The organism is Microbacterium sp. Kw_RZR3 (genome assembly GCF_029222405.1).
GTDB lineage: Bacteria > Actinomycetota > Actinomycetes > Actinomycetales > Microbacteriaceae > Microbacterium.
Genome location: NZ_JARHXC010000331.1, coordinates 1 through 12,224, shown reverse-complemented (window position 1 = coordinate 12,224; position 12,224 = coordinate 1). Strand labels below are relative to the sequence as shown.

The 12,224-nt window shown below is 68.6% G+C and carries 11 protein-coding genes and 1 pseudogene; 10 read left to right on the top strand and 2 right to left on the bottom strand.

Translation table 11 applies throughout. The annotated features are described in order from the left end of the window. Nucleotides 1–11: 11 nt before the first annotated feature. Nucleotides 12–533 carry a MarR family winged helix-turn-helix transcriptional regulator gene (locus P2P98_RS18490; protein WP_275801739.1) on the bottom strand — a complete coding sequence of 174 codons (522 nt, stop codon included), beginning with the start codon at nucleotides 531–533 and terminating at the stop codon, nucleotides 12–14. Between the two features lie 225 nt (nucleotides 534–758). On the opposite strand from P2P98_RS18490, the gene P2P98_RS18485 reads away from it, so the two are divergent. The 10 genes from P2P98_RS18485 to P2P98_RS18440 all read left to right on the top strand — a co-directional run bounded on the left by P2P98_RS18485 (nucleotide 759) and on the right by P2P98_RS18440 (nucleotide 11,676). Then, nucleotides 759–1,646: a transketolase gene (locus P2P98_RS18485; RefSeq protein ID WP_275801738.1), complete on the top strand. Its 888-nt coding sequence runs from the start codon at nucleotides 759–761 to the stop codon at nucleotides 1,644–1,646. Further along, nucleotides 1,646–2,605: a transketolase C-terminal domain-containing protein gene (locus P2P98_RS18480; protein WP_275801737.1), complete on the top strand. Its 960-nt coding sequence runs from the start codon at nucleotides 1,646–1,648 to the stop codon at nucleotides 2,603–2,605. The genes P2P98_RS18485 and P2P98_RS18480 overlap by 1 nt, the downstream gene beginning before the upstream one ends. Before the next feature lie 24 nt (nucleotides 2,606–2,629). Beyond that, entirely contained in the window at nucleotides 2,630–3,697 is a 1,068-nt protein-coding gene (locus P2P98_RS18475) for an alcohol dehydrogenase catalytic domain-containing protein (protein WP_275801736.1), read from the top strand. Continuing rightward, nucleotides 3,694–5,205 carry a sugar ABC transporter ATP-binding protein gene (locus tag P2P98_RS18470; protein ID WP_275801734.1) on the top strand — a complete coding sequence of 504 codons (1,512 nt, stop codon included), beginning with the start codon at nucleotides 3,694–3,696 and terminating at the stop codon, nucleotides 5,203–5,205. Before P2P98_RS18475 ends, P2P98_RS18470 begins: the two co-directional genes overlap by 4 nt. Before the next feature lies 1 nt (nucleotide 5,206). Further along, entirely contained in the window at nucleotides 5,207–6,190 is a 984-nt protein-coding gene (locus P2P98_RS18465; RefSeq protein WP_275801733.1) for an ABC transporter permease, read from the top strand. A 104-nt stretch (nucleotides 6,191–6,294) separates the two neighbouring features. Continuing rightward, nucleotides 6,295–7,272 (top strand): sugar ABC transporter substrate-binding protein, encoded by a 978-nt coding sequence (locus tag P2P98_RS18460; protein ID WP_275801732.1) that lies wholly within the window; start codon nucleotides 6,295–6,297, stop codon nucleotides 7,270–7,272. Between the two features lie 69 nt (nucleotides 7,273–7,341). Further along, nucleotides 7,342–8,127 carry an SDR family oxidoreductase gene (locus tag P2P98_RS18455; RefSeq protein ID WP_275801731.1) on the top strand — a complete coding sequence of 262 codons (786 nt, stop codon included), beginning with the start codon at nucleotides 7,342–7,344 and terminating at the stop codon, nucleotides 8,125–8,127. Nucleotide 8,128: 1 nt separating this feature from the next. Next, nucleotides 8,129–9,058: a sugar phosphate isomerase/epimerase family protein gene (locus P2P98_RS18450; RefSeq protein WP_275801730.1), complete on the top strand. Its 930-nt coding sequence runs from the start codon at nucleotides 8,129–8,131 to the stop codon at nucleotides 9,056–9,058. A 43-nt stretch (nucleotides 9,059–9,101) separates the two neighbouring features. Continuing rightward, complete coding sequence (locus tag P2P98_RS18445) at nucleotides 9,102–10,589, top strand: aldehyde dehydrogenase family protein (protein ID WP_275801729.1); 1,488 nt, start codon at nucleotides 9,102–9,104, stop codon at nucleotides 10,587–10,589. Between the two features lie 103 nt (nucleotides 10,590–10,692). Beyond that, a complete protein-coding gene (locus P2P98_RS18440) occupies nucleotides 10,693–11,676 on the top strand; it encodes an LLM class F420-dependent oxidoreductase (RefSeq protein WP_275801728.1) in 984 nt (327 codons plus the stop codon). 251 nt (nucleotides 11,677–11,927) lie between these two features. On the opposite strand, the pseudogene P2P98_RS18435 reads toward P2P98_RS18440, so the two are convergent. Next, nucleotides 11,928–12,224, bottom strand: a pseudogene (locus P2P98_RS18435) (carboxylesterase/lipase family protein); the annotation flags it as partial.

Here is a 12,224-nt window from a genome sequence, read left to right as displayed (position 1 = left end):
AGCGAAACCCCTCAGGTGCCGGCTTCGACATGCCGGTCGACCGACTGCAGCGCCGGTGCCTGGCGGAGCATCCGGCGCAGCAGAGAGTTCAGCAGCTCGACCTCGTCGGGTCGGAACTCTGCCAGCACGATCTCCTGTCCCCGCAGGGAGACCGGCAGCATCTCGTCGTGCAGCGCGGCTCCGGCGGCCGTGAGGTACATCGGACGTGAGCCGCGCGGGCCGTCACTCAGCACGATCAGGCTGCGGGCGACGAGCGTGCTGACACTGCGAGATATCAGGGCGGGATTGAGCACGAGGAACTCGGACACGTCTTTGGCGGTCGCGCCCGGCTTTGTCGCCAGGGCCGACAGTACGCGCCACTCGTTGGTGCCGAGCGAAAAGCGGCTGCGCAGCTCGGCCGACTCCCGGCTCACGAGCGCGTTGGACAGGATCGACACGAGTCGAGGCGTGAAGTTCTCGGGGTCGACGATGCGATCGAGCGGTGCCGTCACGACGTCGAGGGTGTCGAACTGCGGGGGTACGGGCTTCGTCATTGAGCGGTCACCCTCCTTCCATTGTCGGTAGGGCCGGGGTATCGAAAGACCCTACGCCCCCCTCTCAGCACCGTACCAAGGTTTTATATCTCTAGTGCTTTACATGTAAACGAGATTGTGGTTCTCTAATGCCGCGGATGAGCAGAGCAGCTCGATCCCGACCCGAAGAACACGCGCCGCTCAGGAAGAGCGCCGTAAGCCATGCGATCAATGAGGAGGCAGGCGATGACAGTCGACGAACGCCGAGACACCCGACGCCCGAGTGTCAGCGAACTGGAAGACACCGCTTTCGAGCTGCGGACCAAGCTCCTGCAGCTGTGCGGAACGTACGAGGGTGCCGTGCACATCGGAGGCGATCTCTCCGCCGCCGACATCTTCACCGCCCTCTTCAGCTACGGCCTGGACGTCGACCCGTCCGACATCTCGAGCCCGACCCGAGACCGATTCGTGCTGAGCAAGGGGCACGCGGCGGTCTGCATGTACATCGCGATGGCGATCCGCGGGTTCTTCGACTACGACGACATCGTCCGCACCTACGGTCAGCTCGACAGCGCGTTCGGCATGCACCCCTGCAAGGTGCAGCTGCCCGGGGTGGAGTGCTCGACGGGGTCGCTCGGGCACGGACTGCCCATCGCGGTCGGCATGGCGCTGAGCGCGCGCGGTCGCGGCGAGGCCCACCGCGTCTTCTGCCTGCTCGGTGACGGAGAGACTGGCGAAGGGTCGGTCTGGGAGGCCGTCATGTCGGGGCGCAGCCAGAAGCTCGGCAACCTCGTCGCCCTCGTCGACCGCAACCGGCAGCTCATGACGAGCTTCGCCGAGGAGCGCGTGCTCTTCGAGCCCTACCCCGACAAATGGCGCGCGTTCGGGTGGAACGTCGTCGAGATCGACGGGCACGACATGAGCGAGCTCGTCGCCGCCATCGACGCGCTCCCGGATGCCGACAGCGAGGTGCCCACGGTCATCATCTGCGAGACCGTCAAGGGCAAGGGCGTCGACTTCATGGAGCGCAACCTCGCCTGGCACGCCGGCTCCCTCGGCGCGGCCGACCTGGAGCGGGCCCTCGCCTCCCTCGCCGCCAACCGTTCGTCCTCCAACGGATCGGAGCTCAACTGATGCCTGTCACCTTCACCTTCGGCGAGATGTTCTCGGCCCGCTCGGTCATCGGCACGACCCTGGCCGAGCTCGGCGACGACCACCCGAACCTCTGGGTGCTCACCCCCGACATCGGTGCCACCCTCCTGGAGTTCCGCGAGAAGTTCCCCAACCGCTTCATCGACGTGGGGCTCGCCGAGCAGGCGTGCGTCGGAATCGCTGCCGGACTCGCGTACGACGGCAACATCCCCGTCGTCTCGGGCATGCTCCCCTTCCTCAGCATGCGCGCGCTCGAACAGGTGCGCAGCGACATCTGCTACCCCAACCTGCCGGTGAAGATCATCGGCACGCACGGCGGTCTCGTCGGCAACGGCGGCTCGACCCACTACGCGGTCGAAGACCTGGCGCTGATGTGCGCGCTGACGAACATGACCGTCACTTCCGTCGGCGACCCGCTCATGGTGGGCGAGATCCTGCGCCAGTCGATGTCGATGCCGGGGCCACTGTACGTCCGTCTCGCGGTCGGCAAGAAGGACCGAGTGCTCTACGCCGAGGGCGAGCACGACATCCGCATCGGCAAAGGCATCGTCGCCCGCGACGGGAGCGACGTCACCGTCTTCACCCACGGCACGACGGTTGCTCAGGCGCTGGATGCCGCCGAGCAGCTCGCCGACGAGGGCATCTCGGTTCGTGTCGTCGACATGTTCACCCTCAAGCCGCTCGACGACGCGCTCGTGCTGCGCTGCGCCGACGAGACGGGTGGTCGATTCGTCGTGTTGGAGGACCACCTGGCCTACGGCGGACTGGCTTCGCGGATCTCTGACGTCATCGCGGATCGCGGTGTGCACCTGCGCTCCTTCGAGCGTCTCGGCATCCCCCAGGTCTACGCCGGCTTCGGCGACGACGAGGAGCTCCGCGACAAGCACGGCTACGGACTCGTCCACACCGTCGACGCCCTCCGCCGCGCGGCTCGCGCCTGACCCGCTGCTCATGGGAGACGAGAGATGAAGACCATAGCCGTCACGAAGGTCGGGCATCTTCAAGATGCCGATCTCGATGCTCGCGGTCGGATCGAGGTCGTGGACTTCCCCGAACCCGAACTCGGCCCGGAAGACGTGCGCGTGCGCGTCGCCTACTCCGCGATCTGCGGATCCGACCCGCACATCGCCGCGGGATTCTTCGGCGACGACGTGCCCATCGGACTCGGACACGAGCTGTCGGGCGTCGTCGAGGCCCTCGGCGAACGGGCGCACCGCAACGGGCTCGCCATCGGAGATCGTGTCGCCGGCAACTTCCTGCGGTTCTGCGGGACCTGCCCCCCGTGCAGGGAAGGGCGGCAGCAGTTCTGCCGGTTCATCCAGGAGTACAACCGTCCCGGCATGGCCGAGACCGTGACCTGGCACGAGTCGCAGGTCTACAAACTGCCCGACAGCGTCTCCTTGCTCGAGGGCTGCCTGCTCGAACCCACCTCCGTGGCGGTGCGCATCGCCGACAAGACCAACATGCGCGTCGGCGACCGCGTCGTCGTCTGCGGCGGCGGACCCATCGGCCAGCTGTGCCTGCAGGTGATGAAGCGCTTCGGTGCCACCTCCCTCACCATGATCGAGCCGCTCGCCGATCGCCGCACCATGGCGCGGCGATCAGGTGCCGACTACGTGATCGACCCGATTCACGAGAACCAGCACGCGGTGGCGATGGATCTCACCGAGGAGCGTGGCTACGACGTGGTCATCGACGCATCCGGTTCCACCCGTGCCACGCAAAGCCTGCTCGACCTCGCCGCGCAGGGCGGCACGGTGATCTACGGGGCGCAGTACCCCCACGACTACGACATGCCGCTGAACCTCACGCGATACCTCTACCTGCGCGAGCTCACGCTGACCGGTCTCTTCGTCTCGCCCTACGCCTTTCCGCGGGCGTTGCAGGTGCTGCCCTCCCTCGATCTGGGCGAGCTCACGCGTGCCGTGTTCGACATCGACGATGCCGCGCGCGCGTTCGACGAGCACCTGAGCGGACGTCACCCGAAGGTCGTCATCCGCTGCAACCCCGACCTGGAAGGACAGCTGTCATGACCGGTGTCGCCCAGACGGCGACGGCATACGCTCTCGAGGGCGTCGACGTCGTGAAGTCGTTCGACGGCGTGCACGCGTTGCAAAGGGTGAACCTTCAGGTGCGCGCGGGAGAGATCCACGCGCTGCTCGGCGAAAACGGAGCAGGAAAGTCCACACTCATCAAGGTGCTCACGGGGCTGTACACCGCGGACGGCGGCCGGATCGAGCGGGGCGGACAGCCCGTGGAGTTCGCGGGAGTGCGGGCCGCCCACCGGGCCGGGATCGTCGCTCTCTACCAGGAGCTGTCGATCATCCCCACGATCAGCGTCGCCGAGAACATCCTCCTGGGCGACGAGACGCCGCGCAGGGGCCTGTTCGTCGACCGCCGTGCGCTGCTGCGCCGCGCGGGCGAGCAGCTCGCCCGTCTCAACCAGCGCATCCCGCTCGGGAAGCTCGCCGGGCACCTCTCGCCCGTGCAACAGACGATGGTCGCGGTCGCGCGAGCCCTGGCCACCGACGCGCGGGTGCTCATCCTCGACGAGCCCACGGCATCCCTCACCGACATCGAGATCCGCGACCTGTTCACGGTGCTCCGGGCGCTGCGCGAAGACGGCGTCGCGATCGTCTACGTGTCGCACCGGCTCGAGGAGGTCTTCGAGCTCTGCGACCGGCTGACCATCATGCGCAACGGCCGCACGATCACCACGCGCGATGTCGCCGACATCACCGTCGACGAGGTCATCTCGACCATGGTGGGGCGCAAGGCGGATGAGCTGTTCCCCGACCGGGGCACCGCCACCTCCACCGTGACCCTCGCGGTCTCGGGCCTGACCGGCCGACGGGTGTCCGACATCAGCTTCGAGGCCCACGCGGGGGAGGTGCTCGGCATCGGCGGGCTGGCCGGTGCGGGGCGGAGCGAGGTGATGCGCATCCTCTCCGGTGCGCAGAAGCGCGCCGCCGGCGAGATCCGTCTCGACGGGGTCGAGCTCACACGGCCGGGGGTGGGTCCGGCGCTCGCAGCCGGCATCGCCCTCGTGCCCGAGGAACGCCGCACACAGGGCGTCATGGTGGGAGCTCCCATCCAAGACAACATCGCCCTGGCCAACCTCGGGACCGTCTCGAAGGCCGGATGGGTCTCACGCGCCCAGATCACCGAGCTCGCGCAGCGTTCGCTCCGCGACCTGCAGATCAAAGCGCGCGGGCCCCGACAGCCCGTCGGCCAGCTCTCGGGGGGAAACCAGCAGAAGGTCGTGCTGGCCAAGATGCTGGCGCGCGCTCCCCGCGTCCTGTTGATGGACGAGCCCACCCGTGGCATCGACGTCGGTACCAAAGCGGAGATCTACCGCCTGATCCGCCAGCTCGCTTCGACCGGAACGACCGTCATCTTGGTCTCCTCCGAACTGCCCGAACTGATCGGCGTCAGCGATCGCATCCTCATCATGCACGAGGGACGACTGACCGCCGACGTCCCGGCCGCCACGGCCGACGACGAATCCCTCTTGTCCTACTGCTACGGAAGGGTGGCATGACATGCCCGAAACCCAGACGCTGTCCACGGCGATGACGCCGCAGGAGCGCACCCCGATCGCCCAGCTCCTCTGGCAGGGCGGCACCGTGCTGGCCCTGATCGTGCTCATCGTGTTCTTCACGATCGTGCGCCCCGACGTGTTCCCCAGCTTCACGAACGTGCGCAACATCTTCGAGCAGGTCGCGATCCTCACCATCATCGCCGCGGCTCAGACGCTCGTGATGGTCGTGGGCGACTTCGACCTGTCGGTCGGCACCAACGCCACGCTGTCGGGCGCGATCGCCACGGCTCTGATGATCGGAGGGACGCCGGTTCCCCTCGCCATCCTCGTGGCGCTCGCCGCGGGTGCCCTGGTCGGTGCTGTCAACGGCGTGCTCGTCGCGTACGTGAAGCTGTCGGCCTTCGTCGCGACGCTGGCGACCATGACCACCGTGGGAGGCCTGGCGTACATCGTCACCAACGGCACGACCCTTTACGGCATGCCCGAGGAGTTCTTCTGGATCGGGCAGGGACGAGTGCTCGGGATGCCGATGCCGGTGGTGTTCGCGCTGCTGATCGCGGCGCTGGTGTGGGTGGTGCTGCGCTTCACGACCTTCGGGCGTCGGCTCTACGCGGTCGGCGGCAACGCCGAGGTGGCGCGACTGTCGGGTGTCAACGTGCGTCGCGCCCGCCTGCTCGCTTTCACCTTCGCGGGGCTGGGCTCCGCGGTCGGCGGAATCGTGCTGGTCAGCCGCCTCGGAAGTGCGAGCTCCGCCAGCGCGAACAACTACATGCTGCTGGCCATCGCCGCCGTGTTCCTCGGCATGACGATCCTGAAGTCCGGCCAGGCGAACCTCGGCGGGACCCTCGTGGGCGTCGGCATCATCGGCGTGCTGAGCAACGGCCTGAACATCCTCGGCGTCAACACCTACGTGCAGCAGGTGCTGACCGGCCTCATCATCATCGCCGCCGTCACCCTGTCGGCGCTCAAAGCCCGCGACGCGTAGACGTCGCGAAGAGTGACGGACGCCTGGTCCGTCGCTCAGAAGAAAGACGAACACCCCGATCACCACACGCGTGATCACGAACACCAATGAATGGGAGCACCGAGATGTTCAAGAAGATTCTCGCCTTCGGCGCCATTGTCGTCGCCGCCGGCGTGAGTATCGTCGGCTGCGCGGGCGGTGCCGCCTCCGCAGGCGGAGGCGACACCTTCAAGGTCATCGCCTTCACACAGGGCTACGGCACGCCCGTGGGCAAGTCGACCACCGACGCCTTCGTCGAGCAGGCCAAGGGCCTCGGCTGGGACGTCACCCTGTACACGAATGAGTCGTACGACCAGCTCAACAACGACGTGGCGGCGGCGATCAGCCAGGGAGCGGATGCCGTGTTCGCCGGATTCCCCGACCCTCGCCAGATCAGCCCGATCGTGCGGGCGGCGAAGGATGCGGACATCCCGATCTTCTCCGTCGACGGCGGTGTGGAGCCCAACGCCGACTTCGCGATCGATGTGACGACCAACCAGCAGCAGATCGCCGACGACACCGTGGGTGCGCTCGACGAGGCCATGGGCGGTCTCAAGGGCAAGAACGTCATGATCATCGGGCACGACCCGCACATCGGCATCATGACGCGCAGTCACATGGCGGAGGACCTGCTCAAGGCTGCGGGCGCAAACATCGCCGGCGGCGAGATCAAGCAGATCCTGCAGCCCGGTTCGTCGCAAGAGGAGTCGCTGAAGTTCGTGGCCGACTACCTGCAGGCCAACCCCAACGGCCTCGACGGCGTGTGGGTCGGGTTCGACCACGCCGCGCTGGGCGCTGTGCAGGCGATCAACGAGGCCGGCCGCGACGACATCTACGTCACCGGCGTCGACGCGATCGGTGCGGCCGTCGAGCAGATCGAGAAGGGCGGGCCGTTCTACGCGACGGTCGTACAGCCTTTCGACGAGGTTCTCGGCGACGTGGTCGCCGCGATGCAGGCGTACGCGAAGGACGGAACCCGCCCGTCCGAGAACTTCGTCGAGGTCGACGTGACACTGGTGGATCGCGCCAACGCCGCGACCATCACCCCGACCGACGCCAAGTGACCACGAGGACGGGCGGGTGCGCCCGCCCGTCCTCGCCCCTTCATGCACTCTGCTGAGAAAGGCGCAACGATGCGACTGAAAGACAAGACCGCCCTCATCACGGGCGGCGCGAGCGGGATCGGCCGCGCGACCGTGGAGAAGTTCGTCCGCGAGGGCGCTCGCGTGATGATCGTCGACCGCGACCTCGAACGGGCGCAGGCGACGGCGAACGAGATCGCCGGTGCTGACGCCGGTTCCGAGACCGTGGCCGCCTTCGGTGCCGACGTGTCGGTCCTCGCCGAGGTGGAAGCCGCCGTGCAGGCCACGGTCGAGACGTTCGGACGCCTCGACATCATCTTCAACAACGCCGGCATTGCCGGAGGACGCCGGCTGCTCGAGCACGACCCCGCGGTGGACTACGACCCGATCGTGCGCATCGACCAGGACGGCGTCTACCACGGCATCCTCGCGGCCGGGCGTCAGTTCCGCGCACAGGGAACCGGCGGCGTGATCATCAGCACGTCGTCCATCTACGGCGAGCAGGCTGCCGAGGTCGCCTTCGCCTACAGCGCGGCCAAGGCCGCGGTCATCTCCTTCACCCGGTCCGCGGCCTACGAGCTCGCCGAGTACGGCGTGCGCGCGGTCGCGATCACCCCGGGGCGGGTGCGCACACCGATCATCAACCAGTTCAGCGACGAGCTGCGTGACACCTTCGCCGCTGAGCAGCTGCGCGGTGTGCTCACCGAGCCCGAGGAGATCGCGAACGTGGTCGCGTTCTTGGCATCCGACGAGGCCAACGTCATCAACGGCACCGTGGTGCACGTCGATGACGGGTACTCCGTCTTCAAGCAGCGGCTGGACCTGCCGGATTTCTGACATGAATCAGGTTCTGCCTCTCGAGCTCGACGCTGCGTGCCACCTGAACGTCTTCGTCGCGACCATGGACGACGACGGGGTCGAGGCGGCGCTGGACACCATCGCCGAGGCCGGCTTCCGACGCGTGGTGCTTCCTCCCCTGGATCCGGATGCCACTGATCTCGACCGCGTCCGGCGGCTGCTGCAGGGCGCGCACCTCGCCCCGATCACGATCGCCGGTCAAGACCCCTCCGCCGACGTCAGCTCCGACGACGAGGACGTGCGGGCTCGCGGCATCCAGGTGCTTCACGCGGCGCTCGACCTCACCGTCGCGCTCGGCGGGGATCAGATGAACGGCGTGCCCTACGGGTTGCTCGGACACGCGCGTGCCCTCCCCGACCCGGGACGCGTGGAGCGGATCGCGCGCGACATCGGCATCGTGGCGGACCGCGCCGCCGCGGAGGGGGTCACCATGACCCTCGAGGTGCTGAACCGGTACGAGACCAACGTCGTCAACACCGCGGCGGATGCCATGGACTTCGTCGCGCGCAGCGGGAGCGAGAATCTGTTCCTTCATCTCGACACCTTCCACATGGCGATCGAGGAAGAGAGCATGCGCGGCGCGATCCGCACCGCGTTGCCCAGACTCCGCTACCTCGAACTCGGCCAATCGGGTCGCGGCGTCTTCGGAGACGGTGCGGTCGACATCGAGGGCGTCGTGAGGGACGCTCTCGACGAGGGCTACGAGGGGCGTTGGGGTGTCGAGTCGTTCTCGCGTCCCGGCATCCCCGAGGCGGTCGCCGACATGCTCGCCGTGTGGCGGCGCACCTTCGATCGCGGTGCCGACGTGGTCGAAGGTGTCGTGCCCCGCATCCGCCGCGGGTGGGCGGCGAGCGTCGTCGGGCGCCGTGTCCGCCGACTGGAACGCATCGAACCGGCCGCCGCGCGGTGAGCGACGGCCGGGAACACTCACGAACAGGAACAAGGAGAACACCATGTCAACGATGACCGTGACCACCGAGACGCTGATCGACCCCGCCGTCTTCGAGGAGAGGATCTTCCTCGACGGACAGTGGGTTCCCGGGGGTGGAGGGTCGATCCCCTCGATCGAGCCCGCGACCGGAGAGACTCTCGCGCAGGTCGGCATGGGTGATGCCGCCGATGTCGCCCGGGCCGCCGAGGGCGCGCAGCGCGCGCAGAAGGAGTGGGCCGCCCTGCCGCACCCGGCGCGGGCCCAGGTCTTGCGTCGCGCGGGAGAACTGTGGGAGCAGTACGCCGACGAGATCGGTGGGTGGAACGTGCGCGAGGTCGGCGCGATCCCGCCCCTGGCCGGCTTCGCGCTGCACGTCACCGCTGCCGAGTGCTACGAAGCGGCGTCCCTGCCGTCGGCACCGCTCGGCCAGGTGCTCTCGAGCGAGCAGCCGCGTCTCTCGCTCGCCGAGCAGGTGCCGGTGGGCGTGGTGGGCGTGATCTCGCCGTTCAACGTGCCGCTGATCCTCGGCATCCGTGCCGTGGCACCCGCCCTGGCTCTCGGCAACGCCGTCATCCTCAAGCCCGACCCGCGCACCGTCATCACCGGCGGTGTGGCGATGGTGCGCATCTTCGAAGAGGCCGGGCTGCCGGCGGGCGTCCTACAGCTGGTCCCGGGTGGTGCCGAGGTGGGCGAGGCTCTCGTCAGCGACCCCCGGGTGCGGGTCATCGCGTTCACCGGGTCGACCCGCGCGGGGCGCGCGGTCGGCGAGCTGGCCGGTCGCCACCTCACGCGCGCGCACCTCGAGCTCGGGGGGAACTCGGCGTTCATTGTGCGCGCCGACGCCGATGTCGACAAGGCGGTGAACCTCGCGACGTGGGGCTCGTTCCTGCACCAGGGTCAGATTTGCATGACCGTCGGCCGTCACATCGTGCACGAGTCGCTGTTCGACGAGTACGTCGACAAGCTTGCGGCCAAGGCCGAGTCGATGCACGTCGGCGATCCCGCCGCCGGTCCCGCGCACCTGGGCCCGCTGATCGACGAGGTGCAGCGTGATCGCGTGCACTCCCTCGTTCAGGATGCCGTGGCACAGGGGGCCGAACTGCGCGCGGGCGGCACCTACGACCGGCTCTTCTACCGGCCGACGGTGCTGGCGAACACACCCCGCACAGCGTCTGCCTACTGCGACGAGGTCTTCGGCCCCGTCGCCTCGGTCGTCTCGTACGCGACCGACGACGAGGCTGTCGCCCTGGCCTCGGACACCGAGTACGGGCTCTCGCTCGGCATCGTCACGGCCGACGCCTTCGCGGGCCTCGAACTCGCGCGCCGCATTCCCACGGGGATCGTCCACGTCAACGACCAGACGGTCAACGACGAGGCCAACGCGCCGTTCGGCGGCGTCGGAAGCTCGGGCACGGGTTCTCGCCACGGCGGGGCGAGCGCCAACATCGAGGCGTTCACCGAGACGCGGTGGATCACCGTCCGGCGCGAGCCGGGTCAGTACCCCCTCTGAGGGCGGAGGGGGCCGGTGTGGGGCCGGCCCCCTTTTTCGTCTCTTTGCGGCGGATTCGCGCCGACCCGCCCGAGATGTCGGTGGCCACGCCTAGGGTGAGGCCATGGAATTCGGCATCTTCGTCCCCCAGGGATGGCGCTTCGACCTCGTCGGCATCGATCCGAGTGAGCACTGGCGCGTCATGAACGCGCTCGCGCAGAGCGCGGACGACGGCCCCTGGACCTCTCTGTGGGTCTACGACCACTTCCACACCACGCCCGTGCCCAGCGCCGAGGCGACGCACGAGGCCTGGACGCTCATGGCGGCCTTCGCCGCCGCGACCGATCGCGTGCGCCTGGGCCAGATGTGCACGTGCATGGGCTACCGCAACCCGGCCTACCTCGCCAAGGTCGCGGCGACGGTCGACGCGATCTCGGGCGGGCGTGCCGAGATGGGCATCGGCGGCGGCTGGTACGAGCATGAGTGGAAGGCCTACGGCTACGGCTTCCCGCCCATCGGCGAGCGCCTCGGGCGCCTTCGCGAGGGTGTCGAGATCATGCACCAGGCCTGGACCACGGGCGAGGCGACCCTGGCGGGGAAGTACTACGAGGTCGACGGCGCCATCGTGCAGCCGAAGCCGCTCCAGGAGGGCGGCATCCCGCTGTGGATCGCGGGCGGCGGCGAGAAGGTGACCCTGAAGATCGCGGCGAAGTACGCGTCGTACACGAACTTCGGCGGCTCGATCGAGGAGTTCGAGCACAAGACCGCGGCGCTGCGCGGTCACTGCGAGGCACTCGGCCGCGATGCGAGCGAGATCACGCAGTCCACCAACTTCAACACGATCGTCGCCGCGACCGAGGCCGAGGCCGAGGAACGTCTTGCCGCCGTCGTCGCCCGGCTCCGTCCGCACGTGGGCGATGAGCGAGCGGATGCCATCGAAGCCGACTACCGCGCCTCCGACGGCTTCGGCACGCCCGAGCGAATCGTCGAGCGCCTGCGCGAACGTGCCGCACACGGCCTCGGCTACGCGATCCACTACTTCCCCGAGGCGGCCTACGACACCTCCGGCATCTCGCTGTTCGAACGCGAGGTGATTCCGGCGCTCTGATCCTTCCTCTCCGCCGGGCGCGGGGCGCGGGGCTCGCGCGAGCACCGTCGCGCGGCGCCGCGGAATCGGATCAGCGCATCGGAATCGGAACGCCGCGACTGTGGCGTCCGATTCCGATGCGTGTGTCCGATCTCGGTGCGCTTCCCGCTCCGGGATGCGCGTGTCCGCGTCGCGCGGCCTCGTCCGCGATGCGCGCGCTCACGCTGCGCGACCTCCCGCCCGATGCGTGCAGACCGTGCCGCGCGCCGACGTCACACCAGCGGCGCCACGTCGGCGTACGCGTCGGTCTCGACGAACGGGACGGATGCCGCGCCGTCGAACACCCGCGCCCGTCGTGCCGTGGCATCCCACGCGGGCCAGCCAGGATCGCCGTCGCGCGCGAATGCAACGGCCGCCCCGTGCAGCTGCGCGGCGAGGCTTCGCGGAGGCGCATCCCCGGCGATCGCGGTGACCCCCTCCGCATCGAGGTGGTCGAACCAGAACGGCACGTCGAGGCAGTGGCACGCGGTGCCGAACACGGGCGACGGCCACGCGAAGCGGTAGACCCA